Annotated in this window: 16 protein-coding genes; 14 read left to right on the forward strand and 2 right to left on the reverse strand. The window is 45.6% G+C overall.

Going from position 1 to position 19,501, the window contains the following annotated elements:
* Nucleotides 1-23 precede the first annotated feature (23 nt).
* The 4 genes from ACETMN_RS13595 to ACETMN_RS13610 all read left to right on the forward strand — a co-directional run bounded on the left by ACETMN_RS13595 (nt 24) and on the right by ACETMN_RS13610 (nt 4,039).
* On the forward strand, nt 24-1,859 hold the full coding sequence (locus ACETMN_RS13595; RefSeq protein ID WP_192131918.1) for a UbiD family decarboxylase: 1,836 nt from the start codon (nt 24-26) through the stop codon (nt 1,857-1,859).
* A 283-nt stretch (nt 1,860-2,142) separates the two neighbouring features.
* Nucleotides 2,143-3,228, forward strand: a complete 1,086-nt coding sequence (locus tag ACETMN_RS13600; RefSeq protein ID WP_036608620.1) for an HD-GYP domain-containing protein — start codon at nt 2,143-2,145, stop codon at nt 3,226-3,228.
* Nucleotides 3,229-3,389: 161 nt separating this feature from the next.
* Nucleotides 3,390-3,863 (forward strand): SRPBCC family protein, encoded by a 474-nt coding sequence (locus ACETMN_RS13605; RefSeq protein ID WP_091016800.1) that lies wholly within the window; start codon nt 3,390-3,392, stop codon nt 3,861-3,863.
* A 14-nt stretch (nt 3,864-3,877) separates the two neighbouring features.
* Nucleotides 3,878-4,039, forward strand: a complete 162-nt coding sequence (locus ACETMN_RS13610) for a hypothetical protein (RefSeq protein WP_155985038.1) — start codon at nt 3,878-3,880, stop codon at nt 4,037-4,039.
* A gap of 1 nt (nt 4,040) precedes the next feature.
* On the opposite strand, the gene ACETMN_RS13615 is transcribed toward ACETMN_RS13610, so the two are convergent.
* Nucleotides 4,041-5,261, reverse strand: a complete 1,221-nt coding sequence (locus ACETMN_RS13615) for an MFS transporter (protein WP_091016799.1) — start codon at nt 5,259-5,261, stop codon at nt 4,041-4,043.
* Between the two features lie 287 nt (nt 5,262-5,548).
* Between ACETMN_RS13615 and ACETMN_RS13620 the strand changes: the two genes are divergently transcribed.
* On the forward strand, nt 5,549-6,130 hold the full coding sequence (locus tag ACETMN_RS13620; protein ID WP_091016797.1) for a TetR/AcrR family transcriptional regulator: 582 nt from the start codon (nt 5,549-5,551) through the stop codon (nt 6,128-6,130).
* A gap of 159 nt (nt 6,131-6,289) precedes the next feature.
* Entirely contained in the window at nt 6,290-7,258 is a 969-nt protein-coding gene (locus ACETMN_RS13625) for a D-2-hydroxyacid dehydrogenase family protein (RefSeq protein WP_091016795.1), read from the forward strand.
* Between the two features lie 185 nt (nt 7,259-7,443).
* On the opposite strand, the gene ACETMN_RS13630 is transcribed toward ACETMN_RS13625, so the two are convergent.
* On the reverse strand, nt 7,444-8,481 hold the full coding sequence (locus ACETMN_RS13630; protein WP_091016794.1) for a LacI family DNA-binding transcriptional regulator: 1,038 nt from the start codon (nt 8,479-8,481) through the stop codon (nt 7,444-7,446).
* Nucleotides 8,482-8,869: 388 nt separating this feature from the next.
* Between ACETMN_RS13630 and ACETMN_RS13635 the strand changes: the two genes are divergently transcribed.
* The 8 genes from ACETMN_RS13635 to ACETMN_RS13670 all read left to right on the forward strand — a co-directional run bounded on the left by ACETMN_RS13635 (nt 8,870) and on the right by ACETMN_RS13670 (nt 19,333).
* Nucleotides 8,870-9,919, forward strand: coding sequence for a 2,3-butanediol dehydrogenase (locus ACETMN_RS13635; RefSeq protein ID WP_091016793.1), 1,050 nt, complete (start codon nt 8,870-8,872; stop codon nt 9,917-9,919).
* Between the two features lie 181 nt (nt 9,920-10,100).
* On the forward strand, nt 10,101-11,414 hold the full coding sequence (locus ACETMN_RS13640; protein WP_411736241.1) for a hypothetical protein: 1,314 nt from the start codon (nt 10,101-10,103) through the stop codon (nt 11,412-11,414).
* A gap of 334 nt (nt 11,415-11,748) precedes the next feature.
* Nucleotides 11,749-12,852: an NADH:flavin oxidoreductase gene (locus tag ACETMN_RS13645; RefSeq protein ID WP_411736242.1), complete on the forward strand. Its 1,104-nt coding sequence runs from the start codon at nt 11,749-11,751 to the stop codon at nt 12,850-12,852.
* 398 nt (nt 12,853-13,250) lie between these two features.
* Nucleotides 13,251-14,591 (forward strand): beta-N-acetylhexosaminidase, encoded by a 1,341-nt coding sequence (nagZ, locus tag ACETMN_RS13650; RefSeq protein ID WP_244660888.1) that lies wholly within the window; start codon nt 13,251-13,253, stop codon nt 14,589-14,591.
* A gap of 41 nt (nt 14,592-14,632) precedes the next feature.
* Nucleotides 14,633-15,337: a response regulator transcription factor gene (locus tag ACETMN_RS13655; RefSeq protein ID WP_091016788.1), complete on the forward strand. Its 705-nt coding sequence runs from the start codon at nt 14,633-14,635 to the stop codon at nt 15,335-15,337.
* Nucleotides 15,334-16,317: a sensor histidine kinase gene (locus ACETMN_RS13660; RefSeq protein ID WP_143786522.1), complete on the forward strand. Its 984-nt coding sequence runs from the start codon at nt 15,334-15,336 to the stop codon at nt 16,315-16,317. Before ACETMN_RS13655 ends, ACETMN_RS13660 begins: the two co-directional genes overlap by 4 nt.
* A gap of 312 nt (nt 16,318-16,629) precedes the next feature.
* Complete coding sequence (locus ACETMN_RS13665) at nt 16,630-17,400, forward strand: ABC transporter ATP-binding protein (RefSeq protein WP_036608600.1); 771 nt, start codon at nt 16,630-16,632, stop codon at nt 17,398-17,400.
* Nucleotides 17,375-19,333 carry an ABC transporter permease gene (locus ACETMN_RS13670; RefSeq protein WP_091016786.1) on the forward strand — a complete coding sequence of 653 codons (1,959 nt, stop codon included), beginning with the start codon at nt 17,375-17,377 and terminating at the stop codon, nt 19,331-19,333. Before ACETMN_RS13665 ends, ACETMN_RS13670 begins: the two co-directional genes overlap by 26 nt.
* Nucleotides 19,334-19,501: the final 168 nt, after the last annotated feature.

Below are 19,501 nucleotides of genomic sequence, written 5' to 3' on the forward strand. Positions count from 1 at the left end.
CATACACAGAATGGAGCCATCCAATGAAATATCGCAATATGGAAGATTGTATTAACGATCTGGAGCAGCACGGTCATTTGATTCGGGTCAAAGAAGAGGTTGATCCTCATCTGGAGATGGCAGCGATCCACATGAAAGTGCACGAGGCTAAAGGCCCGGCGTTGTTATTCGAAAATGTAAAAGGCTCAAAGTTCCAGGCCGTATCCAATCTGTTCGGCACGGTGGAACGAAGCAAGTTCATGTTCCGCGGTACGCTGGAAGGCGTACAACGGGTCATGGCAGTTCGTGACGATCCCATGAAGGCGCTTAAGACGCCATTTCAGCATGTCCAAACAGGTCTTGCTGCGTGGCAGGCGCTGCCAAAACAGAAATCTATTAGCCTGCCGGTGTCCGCGCAAGAGATTCAAATCTCGGATCTGCCGCTCATCAAACACTGGCCTATGGACGGTGGGGCATTTGTGACGTTACCACAGGTTTATTCGGAAGATCCGGACAAACCAGGCATCATGAATTCAAACTTGGGGATGTACCGGGTTCAACTGAATGGCAATGATTTTGAAATGAACAAAGAAATTGGATTACACTATCAGATTCATCGCGGAATTGGTATACATCAAGCCAAAGCGGTCAAAAAAGGAGAACCACTGAAAGTCAGCATTTTCATTGGGGGTCCACCAGCACATACACTCTCAGCGGTTATGCCTCTGCCTGAAGGACTCAGTGAGATGACATTTGCCGGTTTGCTCGCCGGACGTCGCTTCCGGTACAGTTACAAGGACGGGTATTGCATCAGTAACGATGCTGATTTTGTCATCACGGGTGATATCTATCCAGGAGAGACAAAACCCGAAGGTCCGTTCGGGGATCATCTGGGTTATTACAGTCTGACACATGAATTCCCGCTAATGCGTGTGCATAAAGTCTATGCCAAACCTAATGCTATCTGGCCGTTTACGGTTGTTGGTCGACCACCGCAAGAGGATACGGCTTTTGGTGATTTGATTCATGAGATTACTGGAGACGCGATTAAACAGGAGATTCCTGGTGTCAAAGAAGTGCATGCGGTCGATGCGGCAGGGGTCCATCCATTGCTGTTTGCAATCGGCAGTGAACGTTACACGCCGTATCAGGCGGTGAAGCAGCCGACAGAGTTGCTCACGATTGCTAATCGCATTTTGGGTACGGGTCAGCTCAGTCTGGCGAAGTACCTGTTTATTACTGCTGAGGATCAGCAACCTCTGGATACCCACAAGGAAGTTGAATTCCTAACCTATATCTTGGAGCGTATGGATATGCAGCGGGATATTCATTTCCATACCCATACGACGATTGATACTTTGGATTACTCGGGTACAGGACTGAACAGCGGCAGCAAAGTTGTTTTTGCAGCATATGGCGACAAGGTTCGAGAGTTGTGCACGGAAGTGCCGGGGTCTTTGAAAAACATTCGTGGTTATGAGAATCCACAGCTCATCATGCCGGGTATTGTTTCGATCCAGACATCGGCCTTTACGAGTTATGCGAATACAGCACAGGAGATGCAAGCATTCACATCTCTATTGAAAGAACAGGGAGGCCTGGACTCGTGTCCGATGATCATTCTATGTGACGACAGTTCGTTCCTGAGTGCTAACCTCAGCAACTTCTTATGGGCAACCTTTACTCGCAGCAACCCTTCACATGATATGTATGGGGTTAACAGCGGGTATGACCACAAGCATTGGGGTTGTGATCAGGTGATTATTGATGCACGTACCAAACCCCATCAGGCACCGCCGCTGATTCCCGATGCTTCGGTCGAGAAGAGCATTGAACGATTTTTTGTTAAAGGTGCTAGTCTGGGTTCGATCAAAATCTAATTTGAGATGATTTGAAGAAGTTCAAACGGAGCGTTTGAACTTCTTTGGCTTACTCTGATACGGCAATGAGGCATAAAAGTGTGTGAAAGTTTAAAACCGGGACTAATATGGATATTGGAGTGAGGATAAAGTCTTAGACGTTCGTATTTACCATTGTGATTAAGGTCGTTTGAACTATGTATGAAATGAAGAATTATAACGATATAAAGAAGTATAGGTATTTTTGTGGCCCCGTTCCGTTGGGTGCTGTTACTATAATGAATTGTTCAGGGGGAATACCGATTTGAGAATCCATATTATGAACCTGCAAGACGGAGACCGTCTAACTGCGGATACATTCAGCGATGCAGGATTACACGTTCTCGGGAAGGGAACTGTGATCAAAGGTGAGGATATCACCTTGCTTATGCAGCACCGTGTAGATTATGTAGATATTGAATCACGCGAAGAGGAAATCACTGAAGCAGAATTTTTTGCTGCAGCCGCCAAGCACGCTTCCGGGATAACTACGAAGGAAGAACCGCCTGAAGAAGAGCTGAAGTCCCAATTTATTCAGACTGTACATAATTATCAAAATGCTTTTCTCGAAGCTCTGACCGTTGGCAAGTTCAACGCCACCATGGTGGATGATGCACTGCAACCGATGGTTGAAGGACTGGATGAGCAGAAAGATGTCGTTCATCTCCTGATGATGCTGGAGCGGGATGACGTCAATAACTATACACATTCAATCCAGGTAGGATTGTTGTCCTTCTACCTTGCGAATTGGCTTGGATATTCTCAGAAGGAGAGTTATCAGATTAGTCGCGGTGGTTATCTGCATGACATTGGAAAGTGTAAAGTTTCCCACCGGATTCGGAACAAAACAGAACCGTTGACGGCTGATGAGCAGCTTGAAATGCGGCGTCACACGATATATGGTCATGAAATTATCAAAAATTCGATGACGGATGAAGCGACAGCACTGGTTGCTCTGCAACATCACGAGCGGGAAGATGGGTCGGGTTATCCGATGCAACTTGAGAAAAGTGAAATTCATCCATATACCCAGATTGTATCTGTAGCGGATATCTATATAGGCATGAGATCCGGGAACCACGGAGGCAGCAATCCAAATCTGATCAACAACCTTAGAGATATCTATGGAATGGGATTTGGTAAATTGAATGAAAAACCGGTTCAGGCATTGATGCAACATTTGCTTCCTAATTTCATCGGGAAACAGGTATTGCTCAGCAATGGAGAAAAAGGAGTTATTGTCATGAACAATACATCTGATATTTTCAAACCACTCATCAAAGTGGAGTCTGAAGAATATCGAGATCTCTCCAAAGAGCGTACGCTTGCCATTGATGAATTGCTTATTTAATCTAATTATGATCTGTATTCCTTACTTATATTGAGAACGGGCCTCCTGTATGAAGACAGGGGACCCGTTTTTTGTTATATCATGCTAAATGTGTTGTTCGACCAAGAAAGCAAGCGTATACTTTGCAAAGACCTTATTTTTCCCGCCAAGGAGCGATCGCCATGATTGAAGTGACTACCGAGATTACGATACATGCCTCGATTGAACGGTGCTTTGACTATGCCCGGGATATTAATATACATACTCAGACCGTCTGGCAACATACGCGAGAGCGAGCAGTCGCAGGAGTAACCACAGGAAGAATTGGAGCAGGGGATACAGTTACATTTCAGGCTACTCATTTTGGTATCAGACAGAAGTTGAAGTCCCGAATTGTGCAGTTTGAACGACCGTTCCTCTTTGTGGATCAGATGGAGAAAGGGGCTTTCAAGAGCATGCGACATGAACATCATTTTAGCGAATGCGGAGATCAAATGACTTGCATGAGAGACACACTTCGATTTGAAGCGCCATTTGGATTGTTGGGATGGGCAACGGAGCGTCTTGTGCTGAAGAGATATATGCTGGCATTTCTGGAGAGTCGCAATCGTAAACTCAAAGTGATACTTGAGCAGCAGCCGGAATTAAACGGATAAAGGAGAGAAGACGTTTGATGGATAATGAATATTTTGTAGGTTGGGGCACACTTGCCTTGATTAATGCCGGACTGGCTCAGGGAAAAAACAGAAGTGGTCGGAACTGGTTTCTGATTTCCCTGTTATTTGGTCCGTTGGCAACCCTCTTTATTGTAGTGTGGAATAAACTGGACTAATTCAACGATCGAGATTCCGATGCATATAACGATCGATCATCCAAAACACAAGGGCTGCTGCACTAACGCCAGCACCTAACCAGCATACGGCTGTCCAGCCCACCCATGCATACACTTGGGTAGAAACGATGGAGCCTGTTGCACTGCCGATGGAATAAAAGATCATATAAGCTGCCGTCAGGCGGCTCTGTGCTTCGGGGCGAACTTCGTAGATCAGGCTCTGGTTGGTAACATGTACGGCCTGCACGGCGAGATCAAGCAGGATAACACCCAGGATCAGGAACCAGAGGGAATGATGGACATAACCGATGGGCAGCCAGGACAAGAGCAGAATGACAAGGGCGACACCGGTTGTTTTCTGCCCAAGGCCCCGATCGGCGAGTTTACCTGCACGGGCGGCAGCCAGTGCTCCAGCCGCTCCAGCCAGACCGAATGCACCTATGACCGTATGAGACAGGGACAGTGGAGGGCTACTTAGTGGCAGAACCATGGAAGTCCACAAGATGCTGAAGGCTGTAAAAATCAGCATTGCCAGCACACCTCGTACTCGTAACACACGCAACTCACGGTACAGTTGCAAGACGGAACCGAGTAATTGGATATAGCTTTGTTTCATTTGTGGGGATTGCTGCCTTGGGAGAACAAAAAATAAGGCGACAATTCCGAGTAATGTAAGGCTCGCGGAGAAGAGATACACCGATCTCCACCCGAGCCAATCGTTCAGCGTACCTGCAACCGTTCGTGCAAGCAAAATGCCAATGACGATTCCGCTGGTTACCAACCCGACAATACGACCACGTTCGGAAGGGGCTGCCAAGTGTGCAGCAAATGCAACGAGCGTTTGCGTTATGACGGCTAACAAACCAACGACAGCCATGCCCGTGAATAAAAGTGAACTGGATTGTGCGGTTCCTACGAGAACCAGTGCAAGCACGGATAAGAGCATTTGAATGATGATCAGCATGCGGCGATTTAAGAGGTCACCAAGCGGAACAAGAAGGAACAGCCCCAAGGCATAACATATTTGAGTCACTGTGATGACAATCCCTATGGATGATGGAGAGAGGCTGAATTCTTGAGCGATGGAGTCCAGCAAAGGCTGAGCGTAATAAATATTGGCGACCGCAAGTCCGCTGCACACGGCGAAAAGAAGAGCAACTAACCGTGACATGGCAGGACGATCCTTATTGGATAATTGTGCATCTGGAGAAGAAGTTTGCATGAGTAGTTGTCACCTTTCTGTTATGTACTGATCGGTATGTTATGTTTCGGGATAACCATACTTTATTTGCGTGAATTCTGTCAACAGAGAATTGGGTGAGGGTTAAACTGAAGATTATTTACCCATAGAATACGACGATAAAATAACCATGAGATCGCTTGTATTCCTGATTTTTTTTCGATTCATTTATAGCTAAAAACTCCTTTTCTGTTATTAGGTTTTGACTTTGTAATAAGAGTGAGATTACAATATAAACATACTGATCGATACATAAAGAGGTGAATTGTATGGTTAGACAACGGGAATTTGATACGGATAAAGCACTTGATGCAGCGATGCATACGTTTTGGGACAAAGGGTTCGAAGCGGCATCTTTAAATGACTTGACGACCGCAATGGGCATACAACGTCCCAGTCTTTACGCGGCTTTTGGCGATAAAAAGGAATTATTTGAAACAGCACTTCGCAGGTATACCACTCAGCATGCGGCTCAAGTCAGAGCCAGACTTCAACAGGGCTCCACGGTGCGAGAGGCCTTTCGTGGGCTGTTTGAACATATAGGAGCAGAGGGAAGTATAAACGAGCCTAGTCACGGCTGTTTTTGCATTAATACGATGGTTGAGCTGGCTCCACATGATCCCAAATTCGCTGTCCTTACACGGGAGCATCAGATGTACCTGGGTGTTCTTTTCAAAGAAACGATAGAACGAGGGCAACAGAGCGGGGAGTTGTCTACTGACATGAACGCAAATGCGGTCGCACAGTCTTTGGTAGTATCCATGATTGGACTGACTGTACTGATGAAATCAAGACCGGACCGCTTGTTTGTAGAGCAGAGTATCCAGGTTACGCTGTCTTTGTTACAATAATCGGAATGATACTTATGAAATTGATGCAGAGCACCTCATTTTACAAGGATGATGGAAGTTGTTTCCCTTCTCTTATCTGTGTCTGAGGGCATTGGGCAGATCAGGCCGGAGTTGCTACAATACAGTTAAGACTTGAGCAGATATAGGAGGAGATCAGGGATGAATACGAAGTTGCGCTGTGCCGTTTTGGATGACTATCAGAACGTTGCGTTGACGTCGGCAGACTGGAGTTCGTTGATGGATCGGGTGGAGATTCAGACATTCAACAACTATATGGGCTCGGAAGAAAAAGTCATTCAGGAATTGCAAGATTTCGATATTGTGGTCCTGATGCGGGAACGTACACCATTTCCGGAGAGGGTTATTTCGCAGCTCCCTAAGCTAAAACTTCTGATTACAAGTGGTATGCGCAATGCGTCCATAGACCTTAAGGCTGCGGAGCAAAAAGGGATCATTGTGTGTGGAACCGAGGGAAGCTCTAATCCGCCGACGGAGCTTACATGGGCACTAATTCTGGGGCTGTCCAGACAACTGGTTACGGAAAATAATGCACTTCGCTCTAACCGAAACTGGCAGAGCACTGTAGGGTTGGATTTGTATGGGAGAACACTTGGATTGCTCGGTTTGGGCAAGATAGGCACTCGCATGGCTGAGATTGCACAGGCATTTGGCATGAATGTGATGGCCTGGAGTGAGAATCTAACACAAGAGAAAGCCGAAAAACATGGTGTCATCTGGTCCGAGACCAAAGAGCAATTGCTTGCACAGAGTGACATCGTATCCATTCATCTGGTATTAAGTGATCGTACGCGGAATCTGATCGGACAAGCCGAATTTCAACAAATGAAATCGAGTGCGCTACTCATCAATACGTCGCGAGCGGGCATTGTCGATCAGGAAGCTATGGTAGAGGCATTGCAGAGTGGTGTGATTGCTGGTGCAGGTCTGGATGTATATGAGCAGGAACCGCTGCCGGTTAACCATGTGATGCGCACATTGCCCAACGTTCTGGCCACACCGCATCTGGGTTATGTAACTCGTGGCAATTATGAGATCTATTATAATCATGCCGTGGGAAATATAGAGATGTTCTTGAAGGGAACACCGATCAGGCAACTGCTTTCTTAGAATAAACGTATGCGGAGTATGACTCTGCTATAGTTATATAGAATCAACGACAAATAAGGTGCTGCCAGGAGAGAGTTAGACCTGAGCAACACCTTTTTAGTATATCTATGTAGCAGGACACCGCATAAAGGGATATTCGTAAAATATATTCTTTCCTACCGACCCATCCCCTCACCAAAACAAATTTAACTGTGTTGTCCTCGCTGGGAGGAATGAATCATGGCAACGCTTGATTCACGAACGATTAAGCGTGGTTCAAATTGGATGTGTTCGTAATCGGTCGTATTCATCTCCCGAATTCGTTTTAACAACAGCTCGGTAGCAAGTCTGGCGACTTCTTCGCCCATAATGGACACGGAACTAATCTGAGGAGATGTGACGGTCGTCCATTGATTATTATCCACACCCACAACAGCCACATCTTCAGGTACACGAACCCCTAACTCTTTGAACCGATTAACCAATCCGATGGCAACCATATCATTAATGGCATAGACTGCATCTGGCATATGCGTAAGTCCGTAGAAATAATCTGCAGCATTGGCACCAGTATTCAATGAAAAGTCCTCACCAAAGTAGACGAGAGAAATGTCCACATGGCCTACAGCTTGCTCATAAGCACGGAAGCGCTCTTCAATAATGTCCTTCGGTGCTCCTGCATAAGCGATTCGAGTCCGGCCGATTTTGAACAGATGTTCCATCACCAGTTTGCCTTCGGGTTGAGACAGAGAGACGATATCTGCCCTCATTCCCGGTTCCAGTTTCTTGCCGTAGTTAATCATAGAGATGGGGAGCGGCGCTTTATCAATCAGTCCGGGTAACGTTTTGGGATAGGCCAGAGGCATGAAGATCAATCCATCCACATGCAATTTTTTCACATTACGTATCGTTTCCAGCTCGGTTCGGGCATTGCCCGCCGTATTGATCTGCACGACATGGTAACCATGCTGCTTCGCCGTTTGCTCAACAGACCAGGAAATATCCGGAATGATGGCGTTACGTATGTCGGGTACAACAAGCGCGATCTGGTGCGTTTGCCGGATTTTCAGACTCTGCGCGGACGTGTTGGGGACAAATCCCAGTTCTTCAATAGCCTGCATCACCTTATCTCGTGTTTTAATGCTTATGCCTTCTGAATTGTTGATGGCCCGGGATACGGTAGCGATGCCCACGCCGGCACGCTCAGCCACATCTTTGATCGTCAGTTTCTGTTCTTTCCTCAATGTACGGTTACCTCACTTTATCGGAAACGATTCCGAATATTTAGGGATATGTATGCACTTCACGATAAGTATATAACTTAATTATAACATTTGAGCCATGAAGTATCCCGTGATTGGACCAGATTTATGCCGAAGTATGATTATATTTCATTCCGTCTGCAATATTATTTGTCAGGATATATCTTAATAACTTGGATTACACCGGTTAAACAATACCGCTAAAATAACTTTAATAAAAGTGTAAGCGTTCTTAATTAAACTCGATATGATCACGAAATAGACATATTAGTGGAGAAATATGTTTGACAGTGTATCTAAAATGTGACATATTTAATTTACGGAAACGTTTCCGATTATATCACAAATTATGATCTGGGAGATGAAATGAATGAAAGCATTACGTTGGCATGGAGTCAAAGATTTACGTCTGGAGAATATTAATGAACCTCACCCTGAAGAAGGGAAGGTCAAAATAAAAGTGGAATGGTGCGGCATCTGCGGCAGTGACTTGCATGAGTACACAGCGGGTCCGATTTTCATTCCGGCTCAAGCACCACATCCACTAACAGGGGAACAAGCGCCTGTAGTCATGGGGCATGAATTCTCAGGACAGGTGGTTGAGGTAGGCGAAGGCGTTACACGTTTCAAGGCGGGCGATCGTGTAGTTGTAGAACCGATCTATGCATGTGGACACTGCGAAGCTTGTAAACAAGGCAAATACAATCTGTGTGATAAAATGGGTTTCCTTGGACTCGCTGGAGGCGGAGGAGGATTCTCCGAGTATGTAACTGCTGCAGAAAACATGGTACATGCCATTCCGGATTCAATCTCGTATGAGCAAGGTGCATTGGTTGAACCTTCAGCTGTAGCACTTCACGCTGTGCGCCAAAGCAAGCTAAAAGTGGGAGATACGGCAGCCGTGTTTGGTGCAGGCCCAATCGGACTACTGGTCATCGAAGCGCTGAAAGCTTCGGGAGCGTCGGATATTTATGTGGTGGAGTTATCGGATGAACGGAAAGCAAAAGCCGAAGAACTCGGTGCCATTGTGATTGATCCAATGCAGTTTAATGTCGTGGAAGAGATCCATCAGCGTACACAAGGTGGCGTTAACGTAGCCTATGAAGTAACCGGTGTTCCACGTGTTCTGCAACAAGCCATCGATTCAACACGTATTGGTGGAGAGTTGATGATCGTCAGCATTTTTGAACAGGAAGCACCGATTCACCCGAACTCTATTGTTATGAAAGAGCGGACGGTCAACGGCATTATTGGTTATCGCGATGTTTTCCCGGCGGTTATCAGTCTGATGGATAAAGGTTTCTTCCCGGCTGACAAGCTGGTGACCAAACGGATTTCGTTGGATGAAGTGGTAGAGCATGGATTTGAAGCACTGTTGAAAGAGAAAAATCAGGTTAAGATTTTGGTAAAAGCTGAATAGAAATCACATAGAGTAAGAACAAGTAGACAGCACATCAGCAGATGTGATTGTCTACTTTTTTTGTATAAATAGGGCGAAATTTGTTGCATGTGCGGGTGGTTTTACATAGTATAAAAAGATACAAATTGTATCATCTTGGTGTGAAGGTAATGATGATGAAAAAATGAAGGAGGAAGCGGACATGCAGAGACATACAAAATGGACAGCCGTAATTTTGACCATTGTCGCAGGAATGAGCTGGATGCTTATGGGAAACTCCAAGCCGAAAAACACCACGTCAACGAGTCAACCCCCTGCGACGGAACGTGGGCTTGCCAAGGTGTCGAATGCACCGATCAGTTCAGCGGATGTAACATCGAAGATCGAACTGCTAGGCAGACCTTTTACCAAAACACCATATGCTAATAACGTCTGGGACATGCAACTGTACAACAGCAAAATATATTTGGGCCACGGAAATAGCAGCAATCTGGGCGTAGCTCCAAATTCAGGCCCTATTCCAGTCATTTATTATGATACAGCGAATGCGAAATTTAAGACCCAGTCGGTGACTAACAGCAACCCGGGCATCTTGCCATCAACGAAAATGTATGTGGATGAGGAACAGATTGATATCTACAGAGTACTAAACGATAAGTTGTATATTCCTGGCAATGATTCTGATAGTGAACAGTGGGAACTGGGTAACTTCTATCGTCTGGATGGAGAGGTGTGGACCAAATATCGCAATCTGCCGCTGGGTGTACACGTATACGATTTGGCATCTTATCAGGGTAAAATGTTTGCCGCGCTGGGGACAGACTCGAAACCAACGATATTAATCTCTCATAATGAAGGTGAAACTTGGCAGAAATATGCTACCATTAATACGTTTGGTTTCCGGGCTTATACCATGTTCCATCTTAATGGCAAGTTATATGCATCTGGTATGATGTATCCTGCCAATAAAATATGGAATGACAAAACTAATATTCTGGAGATTAACGAAAAGCTTGAGAAACGGGATGTTGTCATCTATGGTAGCAAAATGTTACCTGGACTAACCTATCAAACGGGCACGATTCCTTATAATAAAATAGGCAAAAATGTTAACTTCAATAACAAGTTGCTCTATATAGCGGGAGGCGTGTTCAATGATGGGCAGCTGCTGCCCAAATCTTTGAATGTTATGACAGATATTAACCAAGCCAAACGAGTTAATCTGCCAGATGCCAAGGCGCTCCCAACCGATGTGCTGTTGCGTGATGGCAAGGTGTATGTGCTTACGTATACTCGCCAAAGTGCCAATCTGTATATCAATCGGGTCTACCAATCCACGGATCTGACCACATGGCATGAGATTTTACGTTTTACCCAGGACACCTATGCCAAGTCTTTTGAAGAGAACGAGGGTGACTTCTACTTTGGTCTCGGTACCGATCCGGATGTGTTATCGACTTCATCAGGGAAATTGCTTCGAGTGAATCGCAATGATATCCCCGTGAATGCTAATTAAATTGGAAGGGAGATTATGGATTATATACTATGCCGCATCCACATTATTGGTGACCGGGAAAATACTTTAAGATGTAGTAGAGTGAATGTCAGACTGCTTCGATGGTGTGATCAAACAGAGGCTGCCGTTAAGGTAGCTTTCTTTTTTTATCTAAAAGATTAGTTCGAACGACTCACTTCAAAAATTTGAAAATAAAATTAAGAAACTCTAAAATGGATAGAGAAATAATCCTAAATCAGTCAACTGGATTACACGTGTTACAATATACAAAAGCATGTCGCATTTCATGTAGATGCGGAGTTCCACACTTCCAATTGCAAAGGAGCAATGTACTATGAACGTACCTTCAGCATTATTCAAACCTTTCACCTCGGACAAGCTAACATTGTCTAATCGAATCGTAATGGCACCCATGACTCGCGGTTTCTCACCAGAGGGTGTACCTGGACCAGAAGTTGCTGAATACTATCGTCGCAGAGCAGCAGGTGGAGTGGGGCTCATCATAACGGAAGGTACAGGCATTAATCATCCATCTTCGGTTAGTGGAGCCAGTATTCCATTATTCCATGGTGAAGATTCGTTGCAAGGATGGGTTAATGTAGTGAAAGCAGTACATGAAGCGGGTGGCAAAATCATGCCACAATTGTGGCATGTGGGTACAGCACGTCGTTCCGGTGACTTGCCTAACGCAGAAGCTGAGCCAGTAAGTCCGTCAGGGGTTAGCATGGCAGGTGAACCATCACATGAACTATTAACGGAAGAGGAGATTCAAGGTCTTGTACAGGCATTTGCCCAAGCGGCAGCGGATGCACAGCGAATCGGGTTTGACGGCATTGAACTGCACGGAGCCCATGGATACCTGATTGACCAATTCTTCTGGGAGCAGACGAATCGACGGACCGACAATTATGGTGGTGATTTGGTACGTCGAACCCAATTTGCGGTTGAAGTGATAGAAGCTTGTCGTGCGGCGGTTGGCCCTGACTTCCCAATTGTGCTCCGGTTCTCCCAATGGAAGATGGGGAATTATGAAGCACGTCTGGTGGAAACGCCAGAACAATTGGAGCAATTCCTGGCACCACTCAGTGCTGCTGGCGTGGATATATTCCATTGCTCTACACGGCGGTTCTGGTTACCTGAATTCGAAGGATCTGAGCTGAATCTCGCGGGTTGGACACAGAAAATCACTGGCAAACCAGCTATTTCAGTTGGATCGGTAGGGCTTGAAGCTGAATTTGTGGACAGAGCAACCGAGAACCAGGGAACAGGGGACGCCCATTTGGATCTATTGAATGAGAAGCTGGAGAATAATGAGTTTGACTTGATCGCCTTGGGTCGTGTTCTGCTTAGTGATCCCGAATGGCCTGCCAAAGTTCGTGAAGGTCGCATATCCGAAATCATTCCATTTACAACGGAAGTGTTGCAAACACTCCATTAATAGAAGACTAAGAACATTTGGTGAAAGGTGAACCAACACTGAACGGCAAAGATTTACAACGAAAAGTAAAACAAAAACGAACAAATAGGCCGCCTTTTGGCGGCTTTTTGATCTACCTATACTAATAATTTCAACATATGAAAAATTCACAATAGAAAATCATTTCCTGCACCGTTGCTCCTATTGATTATCCCCACACGTCCCGCACGCGCTTGGTCACAACACCATTTAGTTCCATATTTCAGGTTCTATAGCAACCATTTTTTTCGCTGCATATATGTCAGCACAACGATTCAATCCTCAGAAGCGCTTATTTTGAAAATCATTCACCTTGTGATAAGGTTAGGCCTGAACCTAAGGGTTGCCAAGATGACATTACATAAGGAGGATGAATATCCTTGCACAACTATAGGTACAACTCGAACAAAAAATGGAGAAAACCACTGCATATGATATGTCTTCTGCTGGGGATCATTCTGCTTTTATCGGCATGTGGCCAAGCACAGAAACCTTCCTCCGCAACGGACTCGAATACCGGCTCCAATGCTGGCTCCAACTCAGGGCAATCTTCCTCATCGCCGGAGCAGAATACCGCTCCACCGCAGGAAGAAGTGCAAGAGGAACCGCAAGAGGAAGTCGATCCGGTGCAGGAGCAGCTCAGTTCATTAACGTTAGAAGAGAAGATTGGACAGATGATACTAGCCGGTGTTCAAGGGACGACGTTGGATGATCAAGCCAAACAGATGATTACGAATCAAAAGGTAGGGGGCATTATTTTCTATGCCAACAATGTATCAACACTAGAGGGAACAGCCAAGTTTGTGCAATCCATCAAGGAAGCGAATCAGTCCAACCCGGTACCAATCTTCATGAGTGTGGATCAGGAGGGCGGCAAAGTGAGTCGTATGCCGGAGACGGTGGAATCCATTCCTTCCAGTAGAAAAGTAGGGGAGACGAAAGACAGCGCGCTTGCTGAAAAAATGGGCGAATTGCTGGCCAGACAAGTTCAGCTTGCGGGTTTTAATGTGGACTTTGCTCCTGTGCTGGATGTGAACAGTAACCCGAAGAACCCGGTGATTGGAGATCGTTCATTCGGCAGCTCGGCAGAACTGGTGTCACGTATGGGGATTGCAGAGATGAAGGGACTACGTAAAGAAGGCATTATTCCGGTAGTGAAACATTTTCCGGGTCATGGTGATACGTCCGTGGACTCCCATCTCGATCTGCCTGTCGTGAATAAAACGGAAAAACAATTGGCCGAGCTTGAATGGATTCCATTCCAGGCCGCAGTGAAGGAGCAGGTAGAGGCGGTCATGGTTGCACACATTTTGTTCCCGAAGCTGGATCCGGATCATCCAGCCTCCTTATCGGATGTCATTATTGGTGAACATTTGCGTGGGAAGTTCAAGTATGATGGTGTGGTCATCACAGATGACCTGAGTATGGGTGCAATCGCGAAGAACTTCAAGTTGGACCAGGCAGCCCTGGCAACGGTTAAAGCAGGAAGTGACATTCTGTTGGTAGCTCACAGTTATGAGAGTGCCAAGACGATTTTTGATACGCTAATAAGTGCGGTGAAGTCAGGTGAGATCTCTGAGTCTCGAATTGATGAAAGTGTATATCGTATCCTGGCGCTGAAGCAACAATACAAGTTATCCGATGATCAGAAAGCTTCTGGAGACCTGAAGCAATTGAATGCAGATATTGTGGATTGGCGTAAGCAAATCGATGCTAGATAATAAATCCTGTGTTATGATTTTGCCAGAGGTGAGATCCAATAATGTATACCATTATGATAATAGAGGACGATCCCAAGATTGCGGGATTATTGAAATCACATATTGAACGCTACGGGGACCGGGCCGTTCTGGTCGAGGATTTTGAGATGATTGTGCAACAGTTTGAGCAGGTACAGCCACATGTGGTACTTCTGGATATCAACTTGCCCAGTTACGATGGTTTCTATTGGTGCCGCCAGATTCGTACGCTGTCCACATGCCCCATTTTGTTTATCTCCGCGCGGAGTGGGAAGATGGATCAGGTCATGGCACTGGAGAACGGGGCGGATGATTATATCACGAAGCCATTTGAGCATGAGATTGTTATAGCGAAAATTCGCAGTCAGCTGCGCCGGGTATATGGGGACTATGCTACACGTGATGAAGAACGCAAGGTGGAACTGGACGGCTTGGTCGTGTACTTGGAAAGACTGGAGATTCAGCTTGGTGATCGCAAAGTGCAGCTGACGAAGAAGGAAACGATCCTGCTGGAAACGTTACTGCGCCGCAGTCCAAAGCTTGTGAGCAGAGAGACAATCCTGGAGAAGCTGTGGGATGACTCTTTTGTGGATGACAATACACTCAGCGTTAACGTTACTCGGGTGCGTAAACGCTTAGCCGAACTTGGTATTATGGACGCACTGGAAACGGTCAGAGGCTCTGGTTACCGATTGAACAATACCTGGAAGGCCTCTTCACCATCATGAGATTGTTTATACGAGAACATCTCGCTTTAACGTGCTGGGTTGTTGCCATCTTGTTCACCGTTGTTGCAGTATTCTGGTATGACGGTTACAACGATTGGATCACGGCTGCTTATGCCGTAACGTTGGGATTATTTTTATACATCGGATATTTGGTGTATCGTTATTTTTCACATCGCTCCTTTTATACCCGGATGTCACGATCGATGGATTCGCTGAAGGAATTTGTACCATTGAACGAAACAAGTCCTTTATCACTGGCGCTGGAAAAGCTGCTGGATTCACAATACGGACAGTACCATGCCCATCTCCATCGGCTGGAACAACGGCAGCAAGAATATCTGACATTCATGAACCAGTGGGTCCATCAGATGAAGACACCGTTATCCGTCATTGAGTTGACCGTGGAAGGTCAGGAAGATGATGATCCTCGGTTCATAAGCATTCGGGAGGAAGCGGACCAGATGAGACGGGGATTGGAGACTGTGCTGTATGTGGCGCGGTTGGATACCTTCGAACAGGATTTCAGTGTGGAACCTGTGATGCTGAAGACCGCTGGGGAAGAAGCGATCCATGAGCTCAAGCGATTCTTTATTCGCAATCACGTCTATCCAGAGATGCATATAGAACCTTCGCTGGTTGTGCAATCCGATGCCAAGTGGCTTCGTTTTGTCTTGGTACAGTTACTGTCGAACGCAATAAAGTACTCCGCAGGCAGCGGGCAAAAGATCTATGTGCGTGCATATGAAAAGGAACGCTCTATCACGCTGGAAGTGCAGGATCAGGGCATCGGAATTCCGAAGTCTGATCTAAACCGGGTATTCCAACCTTTCTTCACCGGGGAGAACGGGCGGCATTTCAAAGAGTCCACAGGCATGGGGCTGTATATTGCCAAAGAAGTGTTAACGCGGATGAATCATCGGATTGATCTTGAATCTGTGTACGGCGAAGGAACGACCATCCGAATCACATTCAGCTCCTGAAGTGACAGATTGAGGTAAGATTGGGACATGAGGTGTTTATTTTATTAAAGAAGTATGAGTGTGAGTATGAATTACAGTGTAAGTGTATGTATAGACGTCTATTGCCTGATCGGGGCGAAGGCGTCTTTTTGATGTTCATGATGCAACCTTACAACATTGTCATGTTGATGAAAGGTTAAACCATAGGAGAATGGCTGAAACTTCGATAGACTGTAGTCATAAGAGTACAGGAAAGGCCACGCACAATACGCATGCACACAGCATGAATAGTAACTTGATTTTGAATTCATACATCACTAAGGAGTTGTAACCATGGAGATTTGTTCTGTGAAACAGATCAGTAAAATCTACAAAGGCATCGTATCTTATGAAGCGTTATCAGGTATTGACCTCAGTATTCAGGAAGGTGAGTTTGTTGGCATCATGGGACCATCGGGTAGTGGCAAAACAACGCTGCTGAACATGATCTCAACCATTGATCATCCAACATCAGGCGAACTGCGGATTGCAGGGAAGAATCCGTTTGAATTGAATCAGGATGAACTCGCTCTGTTCCGCCGCAAAGAGCTTGGATTCGTTTTTCAATCGTTCAATCTGTTAAATACCCTGACAGTCAAGGAAAACATTGTTCTGCCACTGACTCTTGACGGTGTTTCTCTAGCAGAGATGAACACACGTGTGGAACAGCTGGCAAGCAAGCTGGGGATCGAGGGTATTCTGAACAAACGGACATATGAGATATCAGGAGGACAGGCACAGCGTACGGCCATTGCCAGAGCGCTTATCCATTCCCCGAAGCTGATTCTGGCCGATGAGCCAACAGGCAACCTGGATTCGAAGGCGGCAAGAGATGTCATGGAGATTCTCGAAACACGCAATCAGGAGGATCAGGCTACGATGCTATTGGTCACTCATGATGCAGTAGCTGCAAGTTATTGCAGTCGGGTTGTCTTTATCAAGGATGGCAAACTGTATAATGAAATTCACTACGGCGATAATCGCGCAGCCTTTTACCAGAAGATTATTAATGTATTATCCCTAATGGGAGGTTCAGGACATGAATTTTCGCCAGTTCGCCATTAATAACGTTGTTCGCAACAAACGAATTTATCTGGCTCATTTTCTGAGCAGTACATTTTCCGTTATGATCTTTTTTACTTACGCATTGCTCCTGTTCCATCCCGATTTGAAAGCGGGGTTAAAGGGATCAAGTGGGACGGTTACGTTGCTTGCGAATCAGGGGTTTGTGATTGCAGAGATCATTATATTCATCTTTTCATTCCTGTTCCTGCTCTACTCCGTTGGTTCATTTCTGAAGACGCGCAAAAAGGAATTTGGTATCTTCCTGATCATTGGCATGACACGTAAACAGATGAACAGACTTCTGTTTATGGAGAACATGTGTATCGGATTAGCTTCCATCATTACCGGGATTGGACTCGGAATTATTTTCGGCAAATTGATCCTGCTGATCTGTGGCTCCATGCTGGCTGTTGAGAACAGCCTTCGATTCTATTTTCCGCTAAAAGGCATTGCCCTGACGGCTGGTGCATTTCTGCTGCTGTTTGTTATCATTGCGATGTCGTCATCCTTGCTCATACGGAAAGGTTCGCTAATTGACCTTGTGAAATCAGAGGAAAAACCGAAACCGGAACCCAAAGCCTCACGTCTGCTCGCCTTGTTATCCGTATTGTTAATTGGTGGGGGTTATGCAGGAGTATTCACTTTTGTATGGATAAGCTTCTCCTTTCCGTTATTACTCGCAAGTGTCGTGGTTGTTATTGCAGGTACGTACTTTCTGTTCACACAGCTCAGTGTATACATCATTCGGACACTGAAAAGAAATCCAAGGTTGTTTTTCCGTAAAACCAATCTGCTCTTCCTATCTGAACTTACCTATCGAATGAAAGATAACGCCATCATGTTTTTCATGGTAAGTATCATTTCAGCTTCTTCATTTACGGGAATTGGCACCATGCTTGCTATTGCTGACCCGGGGTTGTCGTCCATGTCGAATCCGTACGCATTCAGTTATATGAATAACTGGGATACTCCCAACTCCGAGCGACATATTCGGCAGATTGAAGAAACGTTGATTGATCATCAAGTTCCCTACGTAAAGGGCAGTTATGTTCATATATCTGAAAATAATAATGGAAGGATTATCAAACTGAGTGATTATAACCGTCTGGCGAAGGCACTTGGGTACGAAGAACGTACGTTGAAACAGGTTGATGAGTCATTTATGACACCAAGTAATTTGGCGGTTCGTAAGAAGTACCGTGAACAGGCTGAACAAAGATTCTCAGGGGCAGAGGTCAAGCTGGAGATTGATAATCGGTCGGAACAGATTCGGCTAGTGACACCTGGTACCGATATTGTGATTCCTTATCAAAATGAAATTAATCTCTACGTTGTAACCAACGAATTGTTTGAGAAGTTGAGACCGGCGTATAACGAGGAAGTGGGGATGCCTGAAGATTTCTATTCCATGCGAACGACGCAATTTGTCGTAAAAGATTGGATGAGTACACGCAGCTTTGCTCCTGAATTGATCAAATCCATTCAAGATGATCATTCGGACAAAGGTTATTACGAGGTCAGCGCGCTTGTGGTGGACTGGCTTAATTCCAAACAAACAAACGGGATCATTCTGATCTTGAGCGGTCTGATTGGCATTGTTTTCTTCACCTTTGCAGCAAGTTTCACGTATTTCAGACTTTACGCAGATCTAGAACGGGATGAAGCGCAGTATCGCATGATTGGCAAAATGGGACTGAGTCGTCCCGAACTCCGTAAGATCGTAACAAGGCAGCTATTGCTTATGTTCTTCCTGCCGATTCTGGTGGCGGTCATCCACAGCTCGGTCGCTTTTGTAGCGTTGCAGCAGCTGGTTGATTTCTCGGTCTTCGGATACAGTCTACGCATCTTCCTGGTCTTTGCTTCCATGCAGATCCTGTATTTTGCACTTGTGCGCTGGCGGTACCTGCGTCACATGTATTCCAAATTAGTCTAACATAGCATGGCCCAACAGACACCGGACTCATCGCTCGGTGTCTGTTGACTTTTCTAGCTAAGGCACAGTACTATTTCATTAGATACAGAATGTATCATTACATAGTTTCTCAAGCAGTTAGAAGGATGGAGTTACAGAAATGTCAGGCCGGTGCCTGAGAGGGAGGAC

Source organism: Paenibacillus sp. M2 (assembly GCF_046713495.1).
GTDB classification, from domain to species: domain Bacteria; phylum Bacillota; class Bacilli; order Paenibacillales; family Paenibacillaceae; genus Paenibacillus; species Paenibacillus amylolyticus_B.